Annotated in this window: 21 protein-coding genes, 1 tRNA gene and 1 riboswitch; of the genes, 13 read left to right on the top strand and 9 right to left on the bottom strand. The window is 72.3% G+C overall.

The genetic code is table 11. The features are described 5' to 3' along the window. Positions 1–789 carry a sigma-70 family RNA polymerase sigma factor gene (locus tag AB0316_RS19460; RefSeq protein WP_366274800.1) on the bottom strand — a complete coding sequence of 263 codons (789 nt, stop codon included), beginning with the start codon at positions 787–789 and terminating at the stop codon, positions 1–3. A 153-nt stretch (positions 790–942) separates the two neighbouring features. Continuing rightward, entirely contained in the window at positions 943–1,806 is an 864-nt protein-coding gene (locus AB0316_RS19455) for a maleylpyruvate isomerase family mycothiol-dependent enzyme (RefSeq protein ID WP_366274798.1), read from the bottom strand. A gap of 26 nt (positions 1,807–1,832) precedes the next feature. Here AB0316_RS19455 and AB0316_RS19450 point away from each other — a divergent pair, with 26 nt between their 5' ends. The 8 genes from AB0316_RS19450 to AB0316_RS19415 all read left to right on the top strand — a co-directional run bounded on the left by AB0316_RS19450 (position 1,833) and on the right by AB0316_RS19415 (position 10,746). After that, positions 1,833–3,905: a cytochrome c oxidase assembly protein gene (locus AB0316_RS19450; RefSeq protein WP_366274797.1), complete on the top strand. Its 2,073-nt coding sequence runs from the start codon at positions 1,833–1,835 to the stop codon at positions 3,903–3,905. 115 nt (positions 3,906–4,020) lie between these two features. Further along, on the top strand, positions 4,021–4,203 hold the full coding sequence (locus AB0316_RS19445) for a DUF6767 domain-containing protein (protein WP_366274795.1): 183 nt from the start codon (positions 4,021–4,023) through the stop codon (positions 4,201–4,203). A gap of 53 nt (positions 4,204–4,256) precedes the next feature. After that, complete coding sequence (locus AB0316_RS19440) at positions 4,257–5,066, top strand: carbon-nitrogen family hydrolase (protein ID WP_366274794.1); 810 nt, start codon at positions 4,257–4,259, stop codon at positions 5,064–5,066. Further along, positions 5,063–6,943 carry an NHL domain-containing thioredoxin family protein gene (locus tag AB0316_RS19435; protein ID WP_366274793.1) on the top strand — a complete coding sequence of 627 codons (1,881 nt, stop codon included), beginning with the start codon at positions 5,063–5,065 and terminating at the stop codon, positions 6,941–6,943. The genes AB0316_RS19440 and AB0316_RS19435 overlap by 4 nt, the downstream gene beginning before the upstream one ends. 43 nt (positions 6,944–6,986) lie before the next feature. Beyond that, positions 6,987–7,856, top strand: a complete 870-nt coding sequence (locus AB0316_RS19430) for a hypothetical protein (protein ID WP_366274792.1) — start codon at positions 6,987–6,989, stop codon at positions 7,854–7,856. Positions 7,857–7,938: 82 nt separating this feature from the next. Continuing rightward, a complete protein-coding gene (locus AB0316_RS19425; RefSeq protein WP_366274791.1) occupies positions 7,939–8,199 on the top strand; it encodes a DUF6458 family protein in 261 nt (86 codons plus the stop codon). A gap of 130 nt (positions 8,200–8,329) precedes the next feature. Continuing rightward, on the top strand, positions 8,330–9,664 hold the full coding sequence (locus tag AB0316_RS19420) for an acyltransferase (RefSeq protein ID WP_366274790.1): 1,335 nt from the start codon (positions 8,330–8,332) through the stop codon (positions 9,662–9,664). A 74-nt stretch (positions 9,665–9,738) separates the two neighbouring features. Then, on the top strand, positions 9,739–10,746 hold the full coding sequence (locus AB0316_RS19415; RefSeq protein WP_366274789.1) for a GNAT family N-acetyltransferase: 1,008 nt from the start codon (positions 9,739–9,741) through the stop codon (positions 10,744–10,746). Between the two features lie 77 nt (positions 10,747–10,823). Here the strand turns inward: AB0316_RS19415 and AB0316_RS19410 are convergent, their stop codons facing one another. From AB0316_RS19410 to AB0316_RS19400, 3 genes are all read right to left on the bottom strand, one after another. After that, complete coding sequence (locus AB0316_RS19410; RefSeq protein WP_366274788.1) at positions 10,824–12,686, bottom strand: acyl-CoA dehydrogenase; 1,863 nt, start codon at positions 12,684–12,686, stop codon at positions 10,824–10,826. 161 nt (positions 12,687–12,847) lie between these two features. Further along, positions 12,848–12,921, bottom strand: a tRNA-Gly gene (locus AB0316_RS19405). A gap of 66 nt (positions 12,922–12,987) precedes the next feature. After that, positions 12,988–13,482, bottom strand: a complete 495-nt coding sequence (locus tag AB0316_RS19400) for an FBP domain-containing protein (RefSeq protein ID WP_366274787.1) — start codon at positions 13,480–13,482, stop codon at positions 12,988–12,990. 404 nt (positions 13,483–13,886) lie between these two features. After that, positions 13,887–14,062: riboswitch (cyclic di-AMP (ydaO/yuaA leader) on the top strand. A gap of 173 nt (positions 14,063–14,235) precedes the next feature. Between AB0316_RS19400 and AB0316_RS19395 the strand changes: the two genes are divergently transcribed. Then, on the top strand, positions 14,236–14,631 hold the full coding sequence (locus AB0316_RS19395) for a C40 family peptidase (protein ID WP_366274786.1): 396 nt from the start codon (positions 14,236–14,238) through the stop codon (positions 14,629–14,631). A gap of 84 nt (positions 14,632–14,715) precedes the next feature. Here the strand turns inward: AB0316_RS19395 and AB0316_RS19390 are convergent, their stop codons facing one another. The 4 genes from AB0316_RS19390 to AB0316_RS19375 form a co-directional block, all read right to left on the bottom strand. Further along, the gene (locus AB0316_RS19390; protein ID WP_366274785.1) at positions 14,716–15,075 is read right to left on the bottom strand and encodes a flagellar assembly protein FliW; all 360 of its coding nucleotides are present in this window, start codon (positions 15,073–15,075) and stop codon (positions 14,716–14,718) included. Continuing rightward, the gene (gene flgL, locus AB0316_RS19385) at positions 15,072–15,953 is read right to left on the bottom strand and encodes a flagellar hook-associated protein FlgL (RefSeq protein ID WP_366274783.1); all 882 of its coding nucleotides are present in this window, start codon (positions 15,951–15,953) and stop codon (positions 15,072–15,074) included. Before flgL ends, AB0316_RS19390 begins: the two co-directional genes overlap by 4 nt. A gap of 2 nt (positions 15,954–15,955) precedes the next feature. After that, positions 15,956–17,380, bottom strand: a complete 1,425-nt coding sequence (gene flgK, locus AB0316_RS19380) for a flagellar hook-associated protein FlgK (protein ID WP_366274781.1) — start codon at positions 17,378–17,380, stop codon at positions 15,956–15,958. Positions 17,381–17,454: 74 nt separating this feature from the next. Next, positions 17,455–17,982 carry a flagellar protein FlgN gene (locus tag AB0316_RS19375; protein ID WP_366274780.1) on the bottom strand — a complete coding sequence of 176 codons (528 nt, stop codon included), beginning with the start codon at positions 17,980–17,982 and terminating at the stop codon, positions 17,455–17,457. 221 nt (positions 17,983–18,203) lie between these two features. On the opposite strand from AB0316_RS19375, the gene AB0316_RS19370 reads away from it, so the two are divergent. The 4 genes from AB0316_RS19370 (at position 18,204) to AB0316_RS19355 (ending at position 21,388) form a co-directional block, all read left to right on the top strand. Continuing rightward, positions 18,204–19,076, top strand: a complete 873-nt coding sequence (locus AB0316_RS19370; protein WP_366274779.1) for a flagellin — start codon at positions 18,204–18,206, stop codon at positions 19,074–19,076. A gap of 147 nt (positions 19,077–19,223) precedes the next feature. Next, positions 19,224–20,636 carry a flagellar filament capping protein FliD gene (gene fliD / locus AB0316_RS19365; protein ID WP_366274778.1) on the top strand — a complete coding sequence of 471 codons (1,413 nt, stop codon included), beginning with the start codon at positions 19,224–19,226 and terminating at the stop codon, positions 20,634–20,636. A gap of 10 nt (positions 20,637–20,646) precedes the next feature. Continuing rightward, the gene (gene fliS, locus AB0316_RS19360; protein WP_366274777.1) at positions 20,647–21,078 is read left to right on the top strand and encodes a flagellar export chaperone FliS; all 432 of its coding nucleotides are present in this window, start codon (positions 20,647–20,649) and stop codon (positions 21,076–21,078) included. Further along, positions 21,071–21,388, top strand: coding sequence for a hypothetical protein (locus AB0316_RS19355; RefSeq protein WP_366274776.1), 318 nt, complete (start codon positions 21,071–21,073; stop codon positions 21,386–21,388). Before fliS ends, AB0316_RS19355 begins: the two co-directional genes overlap by 8 nt. Positions 21,389–21,418: the final 30 nt, after the last annotated feature.

Raw genomic sequence — 21,418 nt, 5'->3', positions numbered from 1 at the left:
TCAGCTGTGGGTGACCCCGTCGGCGGAGAGCTGTCCCCGCAGCGCGTCGAGGGTGCGCCGCAGCAGGCGGCTCACCTGCATGGCGCTCAGTCCCATCTCCTCGGCGATCTCGGCCTGCGTCATGTCGCCGGTGAAGCGCAGCTCGACGAGCCTGCGGTCGCGGGGTGAGAGCCGGTCGAGGGCGGTGCGCACGACGATGCCGTCGTCGAGCCCCGGGTCGGAACCCGGGTCGCCGTGGGCGTCGAGCATGTCGAGCACGGGCCGCCCGCCGTCGCTGGTCGTGGCGTCGAGCGAGGCCGGGCGCAGGTTGCTCGCCGCGACCTGCGCCTCCTTGACCGAGGCCAGGCTGAGGTTCAGCTCCTCGGCGAGCTCGCCGGCGTCCGGGTCGTGGCCCAGTCGCTGCTCGAGGTCCGAGCGGGCGTCGGTGACGAGCTGGCGCCGCTCCTGCAGGTCGCGCGGCGGGCGCACCAGCCAGCCGTGGTCACGGAAGTGGCGGCGCAGCTCGCCGGTGATGGTGGGTGTCGCGTAGGCGCCGAACTCCGTCGGCTGGGAGAGGTCGAAGCGCGAGATGGCCTTGAGCAGGGCCAGGAAGGCGACCTGCTCGAGGTCGTCCCGGTCCAGGCCCTTTCCCGAGTAGCGGTGGGCGAGCGCGCGTGCGAGCGGCATGTGCAGCAGCGTCACGGTCTCGAGAGCGGCGGCGCGGGCGGAGCTGGACTCCGATGTGCGCACCTGCTCGATGAGTTCTCTGGTGCGCGCATCCTTGCGCGGACCCGTGGATGGGTCGGTCATGTCTTCTCCGATGACTCGGATCTTGCCGAAGCGGCGCTGGCTTGACCGACTCCTCATGACGCTAGGCGCTCTGCGTCCAATACACAAGGCAGCGGGGCGAACGCAAGTACCCCGGCTCTGGTGTTACGCGCGCGGGTCTGGCCGCGCGCTCCGTCAGTGCGTCACGACGACGAGAGCATCGAGCAGCGTGCGCGCGATGCCGTCGTCGCCCGTCACGGCGTAGTGGATCTCGCTGGTGGGGCGGCGCCCCGCGGCCCTGCGGGTCAAGGCGTCGGTCGTCAGCTGGATGCTCGTGACGTCGAGCTGCTCGTCGCCCTCGGGGCGGTCCTGTCCGCTGAAGAGCTCCTCGCCGTAGGGGCGCCCGTCCTCACCGACGCAGATGCGCACTCCTCCGCGAGCGACGACGGGGCCGGTCACGTCGAGGACGACCGCGTGGCCCGGGCCGATGTCGGCGACGCGGGAGGCGATGCGCGGCAGGGCCGCGAGGATGTCGGCGGTGAAGACGGCCGCACTGGCGGAGTCGAGGTTGCCGGGGCGGTCGAGCGCCGCCCGGATGTCCTGCTCGTGCACCCAGGCGTCGACGATGCGTCGGTGCAGGTGCTCGCCGAAGGTCGTGTCGGGGCCGAAGAAGCCGCCGATGACCGTGTCGACGTCCGCCTCGGACGCGCGCAGCTCGGCCATCCGGCGGGGGTGGAACTCCGCGAGCTCGGCCACCACGTCCCGGCCGGTGACGCCGCGCCGCGCCTCGACGTCGACCTCGACGAACCGGGCGAAGTCGCTGCGCAGGTGGGGGTAGTCAGGCACCTTGAGCTGCGGCCGCGGCAGCCCGGAGAAGGACTTCTCGGCACCGACGACGTGAGCGATCTGGTCCTTGACCGTCCACCCCGGGCACTCGGTCTGCAGGTCGAAGTCCTCGTCGCGGCAGGAGTAGCCGAGGTCGATGATCGCCCGCACGGTGTTGTCGAAGGCGTCGATCAGTCCGTTGCGGTCGTCGGGGGCGGCCGGGTGCATGGGCATGTCTTCACACTACTTACCCTTGAGACATGCCAACCCTGCAGCGAGACGGCTTCGTCGGTCCGCGAGGGGAGCCTGCCGGACGGGGCGCGACCTCGTCACGGGCGCTGCTTCCGGTCGCGGCCGTCGTCGTCACGGCCCTGCTCGCCAGTGTCGTCGCTGCGCGCTTCACCGGGGCGGCGAACCCGCTGCCTGCCGGCTTCACCGACGCAGGCCCGGTGGTGCGCTGGGCCCTGCCGCTGGTCCGCGCTGTGCACGACGTCGCCGCCTCCCTCACCATCGGCTCGCTGCTGCTCGCCGCCACCATGATCCCCGGCCGTACGCGTGCCGAGACGGCGTCCCTCGACGAGCCGCGCCGCGCCGCCGCCCTGCGCCTCGCGACGGTGGCCGCGTTCGTGTGGGCGGTCGCCGGGGCCGTCGGCGTCGTCTTCACCTTCGCCGACGCGGCCGGCATGCCGGTCAGCGCCCCTGGGTTCGGGGCGCAGCTGACCGGGTCGGTGTGGTCGATCGAGCCGCTGCGGGTGGGGCTGATCAGCACGGTGACAGCGGCCGTGGTGGCCTCGGTCGCAGCCGTCGCGCGCGGGCGCCTGGTCACCTTCGGGCTCGCGGCCCTCTCCGCGTTCGGGCTGCTCGTGCTCGGGCTGGCCGGTCACGCCGGTGGCTCCGCGGACCACGAGACCGCGGTCAACGCCATCGCGGTGCACCTGCTCGCCGCGGCCGTCTGGGTCGGGGGGCTGACCGCTCTCGTGGTGCTGCACCGCCGGCTCGGTGTGGCGCTGGGCATCACCGCCCGGCGCTTCTCCACGGTCGCGCTGTGGTGCTTCGTCGCGCTGGCCGTCTCAGGCGTCATGTCTGCGTCCACCCGCCTCGGCTCGTGGTCCGACCTCACCACCCCCTACGGGGTGCTCATCCTCATCAAGGTCAGCGCACTGGTGGTGCTGGGCGTCGCCGGGGCCTGGCACCGCAGGTTCACGCTGGATCGCATCGACGCCGTCGACGCCGCCGGTTCGTCCAGCAGCCGCCTCTTCCTGCGCCTCGCGGTGGCCGAGACGGTGGTCATGGGCATCGCCTTCGGCGTGGCCACAGCGCTCGCGCGCAGCCAGCCCCCCGTGCCCGAGATGGAGCCCGACCCGACCCCGGCGCTGTCCCTCACCGGGTTCCCGGCGCCCCCGGCGCCAACCGCACTCGCATGGCTGACGGCGTGGCGCGTCGAGTGGCTCTTCCTCGCCACGGGCGTGCTCGCCATCGGCCTCTACCTCGTGGGCGTCGTGCGGCTGCACCGTCGCGGCGACCGCTGGCCCGTGCTGCGCACGCTCAGCTGGATCGTCGGCTGGCTGCTGTTCGTCTACGCCACCAACGGCGTTCTCGGCATCTACGGCCGGGTCGCCTTCTCGTGGCACATGACGCTGCACATGCTCGAGGCCATGGTGCTGCCCATCTTCCTCGTCCTTGGCGCGCCGGTCACCTTGGCGCTGCGTGCGATCAAGAGCCGCCGGGACGGCACGTTCGGGCCACGGGAGCTGCTGCTGGCGGCGGTCCACTCGCGGTTCCTCGCCGTCCTCGGCAACCCCGTCGTCGCGGCCACGCTCTTCTTCACCAGCCTGGTGGCCTTCTACTGGACGGGCCTGTTCCAGCTGGCCCTGGAGACGCATACCGGGCACCTGCTGATGACCGCGCACTTCGTGCTCACCGGCTACCTCTTCGTGTGGAGTCTCGTGGGCATCGACCCGGGCCCGAAGAAGTGGAGCCCACCGCTGCGCCTCGTGGTGCTCTTCGCGACGATCTCCTTCCATGCGTTCTTCGGCATCGCGATGGTCACCGGGGAGACTCTGCTCGCGGGCGACTTCTTCCGGGCGATCTCGATTCCGTGGGTCCACGGGCTGCTGGCCGACCAGCGCTACGGCGGCGGCGTCGCCTGGGCCATCGGCGAGGTGCCCAGCCTCGTGCTGGCGCTCACCGTCGCCGTTCAGTGGTTCGGCCGCGACCAGGCCGAGTCGGTCCGTCGCGACCGGCGGGCCGACCGTGACGGCGACGCCGAGCTCAACGCGTACAACGAGCATCTCGCCGCCCTCGCGAAGCGGGATGCCGGACCGTCGCGCTGAGCGCCCCGGCGTAGGTGCGGTGACGCGGCCGTATGCGTGCGCCTCGCGCGTGCCGGACTGACCTTCTCGCCGAATCCTCTACTACGAAGCGTAGTGTTCGAGGTGAGGAGGACATATGCCGCAGCGACGAGCCAGCCCCAAGTGCCCGATCCGGCTCGGCGAGCCGTGCACGCTCTGCGTGCCGGGAGCCACTGGGCCCCACGACTGCGGCCTCGTCTACCTGGTCCGCAGCGACCCCGATCTGCGCGAGGAGCTGGCTGCACGACGGCGCAAGCGGCACGCCCAGCGGGCCGACTAGGGCAGGCTGAGACCGACTGACGCCGGAGCCGCCGGGCGTGTGAGAGTTGCCCCATGAAGGTTGCGCTCATCCAGCTGGCCTACGGCGACGAGGAGTCCGCCGCCGACCGCACCGCCCGCGTCGCCGACCTCGTGCGCGCCCAGGCGGGCCACGACCTCGTCGTCCTGCCGGAGCTGTGGTCGGCCGGTGGGTTCGACTACCCGGCGTGGGCCGAGCGCGCGGAAGCCCTCGACGGACCGGTCGTGCAGGCGCTGGCCGCGGCGGCCCGCGACGCCGGGGTCACGCTGCACGGCGGGTCGATCATCGAGCGGGGCGAGCCGGCCGCCGGCGGCGACGCGCGGGGGCTGTGGAACACCAGCATCGTCTTCTCGCCCGACGGAGAGCTCGTCGCCACCTACCGCAAGATCCACCGCTTCGGATTCGGCGAGGGCGAGCCCAGCCTGCTCGACGCCGGCGACCAGCTCGTCGTCGTCGACGTGCCCGTCGCCTCGGGCGGCAATGTGCCCGTCGGGCTCTCGACCTGCTACGACCTGCGCTTTCCCGAGCTCTACCGGCGCCTGCTCGACCGGGGCGCCGAGGTCTTCGCGATCCCCGCGGCCTGGCCGCGCCGGCGCGTCGGCCACTGGACGCTGCTGGGCCAGGCCCGCGCCGTCGAGAACCAGTGCGTCGTGCTCCAGTGCAACACCGCCGGCACCCACGCGCGGCACGAGATGGGCGGCCACTCGCAGGTCGTCGACGCCATGGGGAAGGTTCTGGCCACCGCCGGCCTTGACGAGGAGGTGCTGAGCATCGACATCGACACCGCCGCGACGCACCAGTGGCGTCGCGACTTCCCCGTGCTCCCCGACCGGAGGCTCTCGTGACCGCCGAGTCCACGACCAGCGGGCTGCGGGCGCGCGTCCGGGTCCGCGCCCCCGAGCTCGTTGGGCGCGGCTGGCTCAACACTGGCGGCCGGTCACTCTCGCTCGCCGACCTGCGCGGCCGCGTGACCGTCCTCGACTTCTGGACCTTCTGCTGCGTCAACTGCCTGCACGTCCTCGACGAGCTGCGCCCGGTCGAGGCGCGGTTCCCCGACGCCCTGACGATCATCGGCGTGCACTCGCCGAAGTTCGAGCACGAGGCCGACGCCGACGCCCTCGCGGCCGCCGTGGAGCGGTATGCCGTCCACCACCCCGTGCTCGACGACCCCGAGCTCGTGACGTGGAAGGCGTATGCCGCCCGCGCCTGGCCGACGCTCGTCGTGCTCGACCCGGAGGGCTATGTCGTCGCCTCGATGTCGGGGGAGGGCCACGGTCCGGGCCTCGCCGCGCTCGTCGCCGAGCTGATCGAGGAGCACCGCGCCAAGGGCACGCTCCAGCCCGGCGACGACCCCTATGTCCCGCCGCCGGCGCCCGACACCGCGCTGCGCTTCCCGGGCAAGGCGGTGGCGCTGCCCGACGGGTCGTTCGTCGTCAGCGACACCGCCAACCACCAGGTCGTCCACCTCGAGGACGACCTCGAGACCGAGCGGGCGCGCTGGGGTGGTGCCGGCGTGTTCAACGAGCCGCAGGGCGTGCTGCCCCCGGGGGCGGAGCTGTCCGAGCGACTCGGCGTCGACCTGCTCGTGGCCGACTCGGTGAACCACCAGCTCAAGGGAATCCGCTTCTCCGACGGGTCGGTTCACGCCCTGGCCGGCACCGGCTCGCAGCTGCGTGAACGCACCGGCGGAGGTCCGGCCCTCGAGCAGCCGCTGTCGACGCCGTGGGACCTCGCCTGGCTCGGCGACCGGCTCCTCATCGCGATGGCCGGCACCCACCAGCTGTGGGCCTGGACCCCCGGTGACACCGTCGAGGGCGGCCGCGTCGAGGTGGTCGCCGGGACCTCCAACGAGGGCCTCGTCGACGGCCCAGGACCCGAGGCGTGGTTCGCCCAGCCCTCGGGCCTGACGACCTCTGCCTCCGGTGACCGCGTCTGGGTCGCCGACTCCGAGACCTCCGCGCTGCGCTCGGTGACGACCGGCCCCGACGGCGCGCTGGTCGTCGAGACCCACGTGGGCACAGGCCTCTTCGACTTCGGTCACCGTGACGGCGACGCCGCTGGTGCCCTTTTCCAGCACCCGCTCGGCGTGACCGAGCTGCCCGACGGCACGGTGGCAGTCAGCGACACCTACAACGGCGCGCTGCGCCGTTTCGACCCTTCGTCGGGTCAGGTCTCCACCCTTGCCCAGGGGCTCGCGGAGCCGAGCGACGCCGTCGTCGAGACCGACCCGGACACCGGTGAGACGCGCCTGGTCGTCGTCGAGTCCGCCGCCCACCGGCTGACCCGGGTGCCGCTGCCGAGCGACGCCCAGCGCGTCGACGGGCCCGCCCACCGCACCCAGCGACCGGCCACGCCGCTGCCGGCCGGCGAGGTCGCCCTCGAGGTGACGTTCGTGCCGCCACCCGGCCAGAAGCTCGACCGCCGCTGGGGCGACCCGACCCGCCTCGACGTCTCGGCCACCCCCGACGCGCTGCTCGTCTCCGGCGCGGGCCGGGCCGAGGGCCTGACCCGCACGCTCGTGCTGCGCGAGGGCATCGGCTCCGGCACGCTGCACATCTCGGTGCAGGCGGCCGCCTGCGACGGTGACCCGGTCACCGGCGAGGTGCCCGAGCACGCGGCCTGCCACCTGTTCCAGCAGGACTGGGGCATCCCGGTCGTGCTCGACCCAGCCGCCGGTGCCACACTGACACTCGACCTGCGCGGGGTCCACGCCGGGGAGTGACCCGACCGAACCCCGGCGACCTCGATTGGAGAAGGTGGCAGACGTGGCGCGACAGGCATCCGGCGGACGCTCCTTCCTCTCGCTGCTGTGCGGGCTGCTCGCCGTCGTGCTGCTCCCCGTGGCGCTCGTCGGCTTCTGGGCCTCTGTGCTGCTCACCCGCACCGACGTCTTCGTCCAGGAGCTGCAGCCGGTCGTCGCCAAGCCGCAGGTGCAGCAGGCCCTCGCCGACGGCGTCGTGAACGGCGTGCTGTCGGCGGTCCAGCTGCAGCCCGCCATCGAGAAGGCGCTCGAGGTCCCGCTCCGCACGGAGGCGACCCAGCTCGTCGCGAGCCCCCAGGTCGCGACCGCGTGGACCTCGGCGCTGCGCGCCGTGCACACGCAGTTCATCGCGGTCATGCAGGGTCGGGGGAGCACCGAGCTCGACGACCAGGGACGGGTCGCGATGCGGGTCGCCATCCCGATACCGGCGCTGACCTCCACCCTCGAGCAGGCCGGGGTGCCCAACGCCGCGGCGATCGCTCCGGTGGTGACGATCCCCCTCGTCAAGGCCAGCGACCTGCAGACGGCGCAACGGGCATACCGCGTGGCCGACGCCTGGGGGCCGTGGGCTCCCGTGGTCGTCGCCGTCCTCGCGCTGCTCTCGATCGCGCTCGCCCGCCGTTGGCGCACGGCCACGACCCTCGTCGCCCTCGGCTGGATCGCCGCATCCGCCGCGCTGGCGCTGGTCGTCATGGTCGCGCGCGAGCCGCTCATGCGCCGCGTCGGGCAGCAGGTCGCCCGCACCGTCGCCGACGCCGCCTACGGCCTCGCGGCCCGCAACCTCTACTACGAGATCGCCATCGCCGTCGGGGTCGCCGTCGTCATGCTCGTGGTCTCGGCGGTCAGCCTCGCCTTCGGCCGCCGGCAGCGCTGACCGGCCGCTGGTCGCAGGCGGCACCCCGCGGGTATGTGAACCGCAGGCATGTGACGAAGCATGCCCTCACCAAGGAGGCCTCATGGGTATCGGACTCGGGATCTTCCTGCTCGTCGTCGGTGCCATCTTCTTCTTCACCAACATCGACTCGAGCGTGCTCAACCTCAGCAGCAGCACGGGCAACACGATCGGCGTCATCCTCATGGTCGCCGGCGCCCTGGCGATCATCCTGGCGCTGGTCATCAACGCCCAGCGCACGCGCACGCAGCACACCGTGGTCACCGACCGTCGAGGCGGTCCTGACGTCGTCGAGCGCGTGGAGCGCCGCGACGACATCGTGTGAGGTAGGCCGCAGGGCGGCGGCCTGAGCAGCGGGACTCATCTGCTCGGGCCGCCGTTCGTGCTTCCATCGCGCTGTGCGCCCACCCCGATCCGGCCCCGCGTCTAGTGCAATGCCCCGCTCGGCGTCTGCCGTGGAGGCTGCCACCCCGGCCGACCGGGACCGCTGGGTCGACACGCTGCGGGTGGGCTCGCTGCTCGTCGTCGTCCTCGGCCACTGGCTCATGGTCGCCCTGACGCCGGACGGCCGGATCACCAACGCACTGGCCGTCGTGCCGGCCCTGCAGCCGCTGACGTGGCTGCTGCAGGTGATGCCGCTCTTCTTCCTCGTCGGCGGGGTGGCCCACGCGCACACCCTCGAGTCCCTCGAGCGGCGCTCGCCGTCCGGCCGAGGACGGTATGCCGCGTTCTTCCGCAGGCGCGCGACCCGCCTGCTGCGACCCACCCTCGCCTTCCTCGCGGTCTGGGTCGCGATCGGGGTCCTCGCCGATCTCTCCGGCCTGACCTCGCGCCCGGGAGACGCCGGACGCCTGGCGCGCGACGCGCTCGTCACGGTGCCTCAGCTGCTGTGGTTCGTCGGCATCTACCTCGGGGCGTGCGCCTTCGCCCCGCTCATGCGACGCCTGCACCGGTGGTGGGGTCTCCGGGTGGTCGCCGTCCTGGTGGCGCTCGCCGTCGTCGTCGACGTGGTGCGCTTCGGTGGCGGTCCGGAGCTCGTCGGCAACCTCAACTTCGCGCTGGTCTGGCTCGCCCTGCACCAGCTCGGATTCGCCTGGCGCGACGAGCTGCTCACGACCGGCAGGGGGTGGGCGATGGCGGTCGCCGGCTACGGGGCCATGGGTCTGGCCGTCGCGCTCGGGCCCTATCCGACGTCGATGGTGGGCCTGCCCGGTGAGGCGGTCTCCAACATGGCGCCGCCGACGGCCGCGCTGCTCGCGCAGGGAGTCGGCATCTGCGGACTCGCCGTGGTGCTGCGTCCGGTGATGGCTCGCGTGCTGTCACGGCCTCCGGTGTGGCGCGGTGTCGTGGTGGCGGGCCCCTTCGCGATGACCGCCTTCCTGTGGCACCTGACCGCCCTGATGACGGTGCTGCTTGGGATGAGTGCTCTCGATGTCAGCCAGCCCCCGATCGCATCGGCAGCCTGGTGGCTGAGCAGGCCGCTGCTCTTCGCGGTGCTCGCCGCGGTGACCACCGTGCTGGTAGCGCTGTTCGTCCGCTTCGACCGCGCCCCGCGTCCGGAACCGGCTGCGCTCGAGGGGCGCCGGTGGGTCGACCCGTTGGCGGCGGCGTCCGCGGCGGTGCTCTTCTTCGGGATCCTCATGGTCTCGATCGTCGGCGTCGACGTGCTCGGCAACCGCCCGGTCTTCTTCCTCGTCGGCGACGTGACACCCGTCGTCGGCTTCGCCGTCCTGGCCATCGGCCTGCTCCTGCTCCGCGCCACCCGCCCCCGCGGCCCGCGCATCGACTGAGGGCTTGGACCAGGCGCCGAGCCCGGCCAGAAACTCGATGGCACGGCGGGCGACATCGCGCCTACCGTCGGGACATGGAGGTCACGCGCATCGACCTGCGCGACGACGACGAGTGCGCCCGCGCGTACGACGTCATCGTCGCGAGCAGGGCGCACGAGCGTCCTTGGTTCGAACCGCCCTCTCTCGCAGAGACGCTCGTCGAGTGGCGGCACGTCGACGAGGCGGAGCCGATGGAGCTGTGGGGCGCACGAGACGGCTCGGAGCTCGTGGGCGTGGCGACGCTCTGGCTGCCGATGACCGACAACGTCACCATGACCTGGGCCGACGTCCAGGTGGCGCCGGGACACCGGCGCCGCGGTGCCGGCACCGCGCTCGTGGAGCGCCTCGTCGCCCGCGCCCGCGAGGAGGGCCGAGCCACCGTGCTCGTCGAGTTCCACGTCCCGCCGGACTCGGACGGGCACGGCTACCGGCGCTTCGCCGAACGGCACGGCTTCGTGCTGGGCAACATCGAGGTCGTCCGCCACCTCGAGCTGCCCGTGGCCGCCGCGCTGCTCGACCGGCACGCCGCGCAGGCGCGACCCCGCTGGGACGGCGCCTACCGCCTCGAGACGCACGTCGGCGGCGTGCCCGACCACCTGGTCGCCTCGCTCTGCGACATCATGAACCAGCTGGCGGTCGACGCGCCCTCGGGTGAGATCGACTTCGAGGAGGAGTCGCTGACGCCGGCCCGCTACCGGGAGTACCTCGACGTCGAGAAGGCGCAGGCCCGCGTACGCCTGACCACCGTCGCCGTCCACGAGGCGAGCGGGCGCGTGGTCGCCTACACCGACCTCGTCCTTCCTGCCGGTGCGCCCGGGACCGCCTGGCAGTGGGGCACGCTCGTGCAACGCGAGCATCGCGGGCACCGCCTCGGGATGGCGCTCAAGGTGGAGAACCTGCGCCGCCTCCAGCGTGACCACCCCGAGCGCCGGCGGGTGGTCACCGGCAACGCCGACACCAACTCGTGGATGGTCTCGATCAACGAGGCCCTCGGCTTCCGGGTCGTCGAGCTCTGCCCGGCCTACCAGCGCTCCCTGGCCTGACGGCATACGCCCTCGGGGAGAGCGCCGAGTGCCCACCCCCCGCATCGGGGGATGGGCACTCGGGCAGGTGGCGCCGGTCAGAAAGCCGACTCGGGCACGTCCATGAGGTCGTTGTCGGTGGCCTCGGCGATGGCGCGCTCGGCAGCCAGGCGCGGGAGGACGTTCTTGGCGTAGAACGACGCCGCCGCCACCTTCCCGCGGTAGAAGTCGGCGTCCTTGCCTGAGGCAGCGCCGTCGAGCGCCTTCTGGGCGACCTCGGCCTGGCGCAGCAGCAGCCAGCCGACGACGAGGTCACCGGCGGCGAGCAGCAGGCGCGTGGTGTTCTGGCCGACCTTGTAGAGGTTGGCCGGGTCGCCGCCCGTGCGCGGGTCGCTCTTCATGAGGTCGCCGATCATGTGGCCGACGATGCCCTGGACGTCCTCGAGGGCCCGGCCGAGGAGCTCACGCTCGCGGTCGAGCGAGCCGCCGAGGTCCTTGGCGAACTCCTGCATCTGGCCGGCGACGAGGCCGAGCGCCTGCCCCTTGTCGCGCACGATCTTGCGGAAGAAGAAGTCGAGGCCCTGGATCGCGGTCGTGCCCTCGTAGAGGGTGTCGATCTTCGCGTCGCGGACGTACTGCTCGACGGGGTAGTCCTGCAGGAACCCCGAACCGCCATAGGTCTGAAGGGATTCCGTGCCGAGCAGCACCCACGCGCGCTCGGAGCCCAGGCCCTTGACGAGGGGGAGCAGCAGGTCGCTGACGCGGTTGGCGAGCTCGGCCGGCGAGCCCTTCTCGAGCGGCACGGTCGGGTTGCCGGCCTGCGCCTGGTTGACGGCGTCCTGCTGGCTCGCGGCGTAGATGACGAGCGCACGCAGGCCCTCGGCGTACGCCTTCTGCAGCATGAGCGAGCGCCGCACGTCGGGGTGGTGCGTGATGGTCACCCGCGGCGCCGTCTTGTCGGTCATCTGCGTGAGGTCGGCGCCCTGGACGCGCTCCTTGGCGTACTCGAGCGCGTTGAGGTAGCCGGTCGAGAGGGTGGCAATCGCCTTGGTGCCGACGAACATCCGCGCGTTCTCGATGACCTTGAACATCTGCGCGATGCCGTCGTGGACGTCGCCGAGGAGGGTGCCGACGGCGGGCTCGTGCTCGCCGAAGGTGACCTCGCACGTCGTGGAGACCTTGAGGCCCATCTTGTGCTCGACATTGGTGACGTGGGCGCCGTTGCGCTCGCCGAGCTCACCGGTCTCGAGGTCGACGTGGAACTTCGGCACGATGAAGAGCGACAGGCCCTTGGTGCCGGGGCCGGCGCCCTCGGGGCGGGCGAGCACGAAGTGCACGACGTTGTCGACGAGGTCGCTCTCGGCGCTCGTGATGAAGCGCTTGACGCCGGTGATGTGCCAGGTGCCGTCGGGCTGCTGGACGGCCCTGGTGCGGCCGGCGCCGACGTCGGAGCCGGCGTCGGGCTCGGTGAGCACCATCGTGGTGTGCCAGGCCTTGTCGACGATGTGCTTGGCCAGCTTCTTCTGGTCCTCGGTGCCGAGGTGGAAGAGGAGGTTGGCGAAGGAGTAGCTCGCGGTGAACATGTGCACGGCCGGGTTGGCGCCACAGACCATCTCGGCCACCGACCAGCGCAGCGACGCCGGAACGACCATGCCGCCGAGCTCGGCCGGGACGTCGAGGTTGCCCCAGTCGCCGTCGACGTAGGCGCGGAAGGACTTGCGGAACGACTCCGGCATCGTCACCGTCTGGGTGGCCGCGTCGTAGACCGGCGGGTTGCGGTCGCTGTCGAGGAGGCTGTCGGCCAGCTCGTTCTCGGCGAGGCGCGAGACCTCGTGGAGGATGTCCTTTGCGGCGTCGACGTCCACGTCGGCGTAGATGCCCTGACCCAGGACCTCCTGGCGGTCGAAGACCTCGAAGAGGTTGAACTCGAGGTCGCGCACGTTGCTCTTGTAGTGGCCCATCGGGGGACCCTCCGCGTTCTTCTCGCTCGTGCGGCCGCGCCGTCGCCGGCGGGCGCGCGAAGTTACTGGCCGGTTACCTCCATGATGCTACCGGCCAGTAATGCGCGCAAGGACAGGGAGGTATGCCGAAGGGCCCGGTCGCAGTGACCGGGCCCTTCGTCTGGAGCAGGCGGCACGAATTGCACGTACGTCTTCCTTCTGGAAGAAGGCTGTTCTGCTACTGAACTACGCCTGCGAGGCGTCGCCTACCGTAGCAACAGCCGGACCAGTCGTCCAAAACGCGCGCCGCCCGGCGCGGCGCCTAGGAACCGTCGCGCACGCGGCGGGCGAAGGCGGACGAGCGCAGCTGCAGCTCCTCGACCCGACGGGCCACGAGCGCCACCGGGTCGAGGCCGCCCTCCATGCTGTTCGGCAGCCGCCGCACGTGCGTCGAGCAGCTGAAGTCGGTGTGCACCAGGGTGCCGAGGCTGTTGCCCTCGCGGCCGGCGGCGCCGGCGCGCCTGGCCGTGAAGAGCTTGACGTCACTCGTGGCGATGACGTCCTCGCACCAGGCACACATCGCGCTGGACTTCCGCGTCCGCTCGGAGGCCCGCAGCAGGAAGCCGACGGGCTCGTCGTCGACGGGCACCACGGCATACGCGCGTTGCGGGTTGCTCCGGTCGGTCCAGCCGAGGTAGTCCAGCGACTCCCAGCGGTCACCGAGCCGCTCGAGGTCGGGCAGAGGTGCCTGCTTCGCCTCGCGACGGCTCGCGTTGATGAAGGACGCGCGGATCTCTTGCTCTGTCAGGGGTTTCACGGTCGTGCTCCTCGTCGGTTCGCGGGCATGACCGGATGGCCGGTCAGCCGGGAGTGGGGTGGGGGAGGGCGCGAGCCGCTCTGCCGGCCATGGTGGCCACCACCCTCTCCGGCCCTCGACGTAACAGTCGGTCCGGGCCTGCACACTGACGAGTCACCGCGCGCCACGCGCGGCCGGGTCCATCGTGCGCCCCTATTGGCGCCCCGGTCCACCCCTTTCGCCCGGTCCGTCGGAGGGCGCGTATGCCGTCCGCCACCTCTTGGGCGTCGGGACGCCCGGCGACGTGCCCGGGTTGGGCACCGTTTGTCCCGGCAACAGTTGCCGATATCCAGCGATGACCTATGGTTCACGGCCCCGCTCTGCCACCGTCGTGAGTGCTCATCGACCGGGGTCTTCCCCGGTCGGCCCGCGGCACGCCGAGTCCTGTCCGCCGTCGGGGCAGTCAAAGCATCACGTGGACAGGATCGGGAGACCCACTTCTGGGCCGGCAAGGACCGGTCCTCGGGGTGAAGCCGCCATGCGCGGCCGGGCTACCTCCGCCCGAACCCGACAGCTCATCTCGAAGGCGTGGGAAGGAACCCGACCATGCCCGCTACTACCCCTGCACGCCCTCCACGCAGTCTCCGACAACTTCGCTCGCTCGCCCTGACACCGCTGCTCGCCGCCGCCCTGCTCCTCGGACTGGGCGGCGCTCCTGTGTCCGGCACCGCTGCCTCCACTGGCTCGACCGGCTCCCCACCGGGATCGACGTCCGTGTCGGCGGTCACGGTCCACGCCACGCCGGCCTACGCGGTGCCGTTGCGCACCCAGGGCCTGCGCCTCACGGCCGCCCAAGTCGGCAAGTGGTACCGCTGGGGGGGCGCCGGCCCGACGTACTTCGACTGCTCCGGCCTCGTCTACTACGTCTTCCACACCCGGCTGCACCAATACCTGCCGCGCACGGCGAACGCTCAGCGCCTCGCGACGATCCGGATCGCCAAGGCGAACATCCTCCCCGGTGACCTCATCTTCTTCATGTCGGGCGGCCGGGCCTACCACGTCGGCGTCTACGCCGGTTCCGGCAAGGTGTGGCATGCGCCCCGTCCGGGCCAGCGCGTCCAGCTCTCGAGGCTCTGGACCACCGCCTGGGTCGCCGGCCGGGTCCGCTGACTCAACGACCAGCGCGTCCGGTGTCTGGACCCCACCCGCCAGGCACCGGGCGCGTGAAACCCCGCCGTTCGGACGTACGGCCGCTCAGGTCAGCGGCGCTCGCAGGTCCCAGCCGTCGAGGATGGCCTGAACCGCCCGGCCTGCGGACTCGTTGACGACGACAGGGGCGGCGAGGTTGACGGACGTGCCCGAGTCGCCGGGGGTGGCCACGACGAGGATGCGGGCGCGGTCGTCGGGCTCGAGGCCGACCTGCGTGCTGGCCGCCGTGACCTCGGGGACGTAGTCGGGCAGGTAGAGGGCGGCCTCGAGCAGGAAGAGGCGCACGTCCGGGGCGTCCTGCGGCTGCAGGCTGTAGACGCCGTCGGCCCCCTCCACCGGGTCCAGCTCGTAGACGGTGTGCGGGTCCAGGCCCGGCATCGGCTGCTCGAACAGCAGGGTGCTCATCGCAGGAACTCCGTCAGGCTCGGCTGGAGGACCTTCGCGGTGACGGCGAGGGCCGCCTGGTAGGCGGTCTGCTGCAGCTGCAGGTCGAGCACCGCCTGACCGAGGTCGACGTCCTCGATGGCCGTGCGCCGGGAGGTGAGCGATGTCGTGGCCTCGGTCGTGGCCTGGCTCGCGCGGTCGAGCAGCGCCGACCGGGTGCCCACCTCCGAGCGGGCGCTGACGACCGTGCTCATCGCGGCGTCGAGGGCCCCGAGCCGGGACGTCGGGTCGGTGCCGGCCCGCAGGTCGGCAGCGATCCCGTCGAGGACCGAGAACGCGGACGTCGCGCCGGTGCCGAAGACCGCGCGGCCGTCGGCGTCCACGGGGACGCTCTGGTCGGCGGAGATGCGGCGCGTCACGCTGCCGGGCGAACCGTTGAAGGTCGGTGGAGTCCCGTCGGTGAAGGCGGCCTCGGCGTCGGAGGTGCCGGCGAAGACGTTGCGCCCGAGGTAGCGGGTGTTGGCCGAGGCGAGCAGGTCGGCGCGCAGACCGTCGACGACCGAGGCGAGGGCGTCGCGGGCGTCCTGCGTCAGTGAGCCGTTGCCGCCCTGGATGACCGCGTCGCGGACCTGGCGCAGGACGCCGGTGGCGCCGTCGAGCGCCGAGTCGATGGTGCGCAGCCAGCCGGTGCCGTCGGCGATGTTGCGCTGGAACTGGCCCCGGGCGGCGAGCTCGGCGCGGACGCGCAGCGCCTCGCCGGTGCCGACGGGGTCGTCGGACGGGCGCGAGATGCGGGCGCCGGAGGTGGCGGTCTGCTGGGCGGCGGACAGCCGCGACTGCCGCTCGCCCAGCGCGCGCTGCGCGGCGAGGGACATCGACTGGTCGGTCACACGGATCATGGTCAGCGTCCTACGCTTCCGGTGCGGTTGATGAGGGTGTCGAGGGCTTCGTCGATGGCGCTGAGCACGCGGGCGGCCGCCTGGTAGGCGTGCTGGGCCGCCATGAGCCCCACGCTCTCCTCGTCGAGGCTCACCGATGCGCCCGAGACCTGGGCCTGCTTGGCGTTGCCGGCGGCGGTGTCGGCGATGGTGGCCTGCTGCGTCGCCGCGCGGGAGGCGCTGCCCGTGGCCGTCACGAATGCAGCCCACTGCGCGTCGGGCGATGCGCTCCCGCGGGAGAGCTGGGCGATGGCATCCGCGGTGGAGGAGTCGAGGGCACCTGACCCGACCGCTCCGGTCGCGATGCCGTCGGCGCTCGTGGGCACGACCGAGAGCCCACGGGCCGGCGGCTGCGTGGGGTCGAGGCGGAAGAAGTCGAGGCCGGTGGCGCCGGTCGGGGTCTGACCGCCGCGGTGGACGGCGTTGACGGACGAGGCGATCGACCGGGCGAGCGCGTCGTAGGAGGCCGCGGCCTCGGCGATGGCGCCGCCCGTGCCGTCCGCCTGCGCGGGCGCGAGGACCGAGAGGGCTCCGGCGATGGTGCCGCCCTCGAGCCCGACCTCGTGGCCGGGCTGGTCGGCCCACTCCAGCCGCGGCGGCGACGCGGCGGCGCCGTCCAGCGCACTCGCCCCCACCACGGCGACCGAACGGGCACTGTCGCCCCGGACGAGGGCGTTGCCTCCGAGGTAGACGGTGACCGTGCCATCGGGCTCGTCGCGGACCGCCGCGCCGGCGAGGGAGGAGATCGACTCGGTCAGTCTGGCGCGTGCGTCCACCAGCTCGTTGGGGGAGCCGCCCTGCGCGACGGCCGACCGGATCTGCTTGTTGAGGGCCGCCACCTGGGCGGCCGCGTCGTTGAGGGAGGAGACCATGCCCCGTGCGTCGGTCGCGGTGTCTGCCCACTGAGTCTCCAGGGCCGTGCGGCCTGTCGACAGCGTCGTCGCGACCTGGCCGGCCGCGCTGAGCAGGGCACTGGACGCTCCCGGGTCGCCCGGCCGGTTGGCCACGTCGTGCCAGGCCGACCAGAACGCGGTCAGGCGGGCGGAGAGCCCGTCGGTGCCCGGCTCGCGAAGGGTCGACTCGACGCGGCCGAGGGCCGACGACCGCTGGGCGAGGTAGCCGGCGCTCGACGCGGTCAGGCGCACCGACGCGTCCATCAAGGCGCTGCCGAGCCGGGCGGTGCGGTCGACGGAGACACCCTGACCGGCCTGCACACCGGTGGCCCCCGCCCAGCCCTGAGCGGGAGCGCTGATCGAGGACTGCTCGATGCGCTGGCGGGTGTAGCCGTCGGTGCCGACGTTGGCCACGTTGTGCCCGGCGACGTCCATCGCCTGCTGGGCGGCGGACAGCCCCCGGTAGGCGGTGCCGAGTGGGCCGAAGGTGCTCATCGTGGCCTTTCGAGGTGGGCGGGTCGTCGTGGTGGGTCGGGAGGTGCGGGCGGAGCTCGTGGTCGGGGGTGCGGTCAGAGGTCGCGGTCGAAGAGGTGCGCTTCGCCCGAAGAGGCCGCCCGCCCTCGCGCGTCGTACGTGGTGCCCGACGTGAGGTCGGTGGCGGCGAGCGTCTCCTGCGTCGAGCGGGCGGCGGCCCGTAGGAACTGCGCATTCGCATCGCGGAGCGCCCGGATGGTCGCGGACTGCTCGGTCATGGCGGCCAGGTGAGCGGAGAGGATCTCGGACCAGGCCCCGTCGGGGGCGCCGGCCGCGAGGTCGCGCAGCGTCGCGTCGGCAGGGAGTGACCACTCGTGGGCCACCGTGGCCGCCGCAGCAGCGCGCTCCAGGCCGGCGGCCCTGAGCCGCTCGAGCACCTGCTCCACCTCGCGCGTCGCGTGCGAGATCCACCGGGTCCGGCCGGCGGTGAGCAGCAGCTGCTCCTCCTCGAGCTTGAAGGTCAGCAGGTCCAGCAGCTCGCGCTCGTGCCACAGCCGGGCCGAGAGGTCCGAGACCGTTCCCACGTGGCTGTCTCCTCGCGTCAGCAGGGTCGCGCTGTCCATGGCTGGCTCCCCCTCCCGGAGATGTCGTGGACCGGCGCCTCGTGCCCGGTCAGTCTCCTCTATCGGCAGCGGTTCACGGCCGATTAGCCACGTGGTAAAGGCGGGGTAAAGCGAAGAATCTCCCGATCCGCGCTAACGCCGTCGGGATACCCGCCGATAGGAGCGGCTGAGGGCCCACGGACGGGCCCGGCAGCACCCACACCATTCATGGAGGAACCACGATGGCTCTGACCGTCAACACCAACCTGTCTGCCATGCAGGCGTACCAGAACCTCAGCCGCACCTCGGCGAGCATGGCCAGCTCGATGTCCAAGCTCTCCAGCGGCCTGCGCATCAACACCGCGGCCGACGACGCCGCCGGCCTGACGATCTCCGAGGGCCTCAAGGCCCAGGTCAACGGCTTCGGCGTGGCCGCCCGCAACGCCCAGGACGGCATCAACGTCGTCCAGACGGCGGACGGCGCGCTGGGCGAGGTCCACTCGATCCTGCAGCGCATGCGCGACCTCGCGGTGCAGGGCGCGAACGACTCGAACAACGCCGACTCTCGCGCAGCCATCCAGAAGGAAGCCGACGCCCTTGGTGCGGAACTCTCCCGGATCTCAGAGTCGACGAACTTCAACGGCATCAACCTCTTCCAAGGCGGGGCGACCAAGGGACCGGCGACCCTGAACTTCCAGATCGGCGCTGCTAGCGACGCCGCATCCCAGATCGCCGTCAACACGGTGGATCTGGGGACCGCCCTGACGAAGGTCGTCACGCTCACGGGTGGATCAGTCGTTTCGGCCGCCGCCGGTTTCGATGTCACCGACAGCACCAAGGCGCAGACCACGATCGGGAACATCGACGACGCGATCAAGAACGTCTCGACCGGCCGATCCGACCTCGGAGCCCAGCAGAACCGCCTCAGCCACGCGATGAACATCGCGAACATCGCGGCGCAGAACCTCGCGGCGTCGCAGTCGCACATCACCGACACCGACATGGCGGCGGAGATGGTCAACTACACGAAGTCCAACATCCTCTCGCAGGCCGGCACGGCGATGCTCGCCCAGGCCAACCAGTCCAGCCAGGGGATCCTCAAGCTCCTCGGCTGAGCAGGCTTGAACAGCCACGGGATCTAGCCGCCGGTGGCCGGGGACACTACCCCCGGCCGCCGGCGGTGCCCAGCCCCCACCCAAACGACAAGGCCGAGCGGCGCCCAACGTCCGCATACGGCCTCGCGCCCGATCAAGGAGCACCTCGTGGGAGTCTCGGTCAACGGCCTGGGCAGCGGCCTCGACATCACCTCGATCGTCAACTCGCTCATGGCGGCCGAGGCCCTGCCGCAGCAGCAGCTGAAGCAGGCGCAGAGTGACCAGCAGAGCCTGATGACCGTGCTGCGCACCCTCAACACCAAGGCCGCAGCCCTCGGCACGCTCGCCGCGAAGCTGGCGCTGCCGGCAGCGTTCAACCCCCTCACCGCCGCGTCCACCACCACCGGCATCACCGCGACCGCCGGCACCTCGGCCACCGGCGGCAGCTTCGACCTCACCGTGACGCAGCTGGCCCGCACCCAGGTCGACGTCACGGCGCAGCTCGGCGCGTGGCCCACCGACGGCACCGGCGCGCCCGCCACCCTGACCCTCGTCGACAGCGCAGGTGCCAGCACCGAGATCACCCCGGCGAGCGCCTCCCTCGACGACGTCGTCTCGGCCGTCAACGCCTCCGGCGGTCCCGCGCGGGCGCTCAAGGTGGCCGCCGGAACGGACGCCACCGGCGCCCCGCTCTACCGGCTCCAGCTGACGTCCACCCGTTCGGGAGCCGCCGGGTCCTTCGGCGCCTTCGAGGGGACCGCCGCCCAGGTGACCGCCGGCACCGCCACCGACCTGATGAGCCGCGCGGGCGCCGCCGTCGTCTCGCCCGCCCAGGACGCGAAGGCCCTGCTGTATGCCGGCACGCCCGCCGAGCAGGTCATCACTTCGGCGACCAGCACCTTCACCGACGTCGTGCCCGGTGTGTCGGTCACCGCCACCGCGGCGGGAGTCGGCACGGCCACGACGATCACCGTCAGCGCCGACACCGCGGCAGTCGCCAAGCAGGCCGGTGACCTCGTGACCTCCGTCAACGACCTGCTCGGTGCCATTGCGTCCAACACCAAGGTCTCCACGACCTCGGGTGCGACCGGCGTCTCGTCGGCTCAGGGCGGACTGCTCACCGGCGACTCGACCGTCCGCTCCATCAGCACCGCGATCACGGACGCCGTCTACCGGCCGACGAGCAACGGCCGCTCGCCCTCGGAGATCGGGATCGTCATCCAGCGCGACGGCACCTTCACCTTCGACCAGGACAAGCTCACCGCTGCTCTCGCCGCCGACGCCCCGGGCACCCGCGCGGCGTTGTCCGAGATCGCGGGGCGCGTCGCGACCGCCGCGAACAACGCCTCGGCGCCCGCGAGCGGCTCCATCAGCCAGCTCATCGCCGGTCGCCAGTCCGTGTCCAACGACCTCGGGACGCGCATCGCGACCTGGGACCAGCGCCTGGCCGACCGGCGCACGCAGCTGCTCGCGGTCTACAACGCCATGGACACGGCGCTCGGCACCCTGAAGTCCCAGCAGTCCTGGCTCACGAGCCAGATCGCCGGGCTCCCCAGCTTCGCCCCGCAGAACTCCAAGTGAGGACCGACGCGTGACCACCCCAGCCCATGCCGCCCAGGCCCGCCAGCAGTACGCCCGGGACGCGGTCCTGTCGGCGAGCCCGGCGCGGCTGCTGACCATGCTCTACGACCGGCTGCTGCTCGACCTGCGCCGGGCCGAGGCCGCCCAGGAGGCTGCCGACTGGCAGACCGCGAGCGACCAGCTGCTGCACGCCCAGGACATCGTGCTGGAGCTGTCCACGAGCCTGCGGCCCGAGCTGTGGGACGGAGCGGACGGCCTGCGCGGCATCTACGAGTATGTGCGGATGGCGCTGGTCAGTGCCAACATCCACCGCGACGTCGCCCGCACGCGCGAGGCCATCCGGCTGCTGACCCCGCTGCACGAGGCTTGGCACGCCGCGGCCGGCACGGCCCAGGCGCCGGCTCCGGCCGGCGCCGAGCGGACGGTGCACGTCGTTGGCTGAGAGCTGGGAGGTCGTCCTGGAGCGCCTCGGGTCCGAGCTGGCCGCCCTCGAGCGCGAGCTGGCGCAGCAGGCGCCACCCTCGGAGTCGACGGTCGCTGCCGCACAGCTGGCCACCTGGGTGCCGCCCCGAGGTCTCGGCCCGCTGCCGGACCACCTGCTCGGACAGGCACGCGCGCTCGCGGAGGCGCAGGCCCGCGTCGCGGCGCAGCTCGACGCGCTGCGGATGTCGGTGGTGCACCACCTGACGGCCCTGCGGACCTCGGCCCCGTCGCCCCAGCAGGCACCCGTGTTCGTCGACGTGCGGGGCTGAGGCCCTAACGTCCCGGCACCGCCTGCCGAT

Source organism: Terrabacter sp. NPDC080008 (assembly GCF_040702505.1).
Taxonomy (GTDB): Bacteria; Actinomycetota; Actinomycetes; order Actinomycetales; family Dermatophilaceae; genus Terrabacter.
This window is presented reverse-complemented; position numbering and strand designations above follow the sequence as displayed.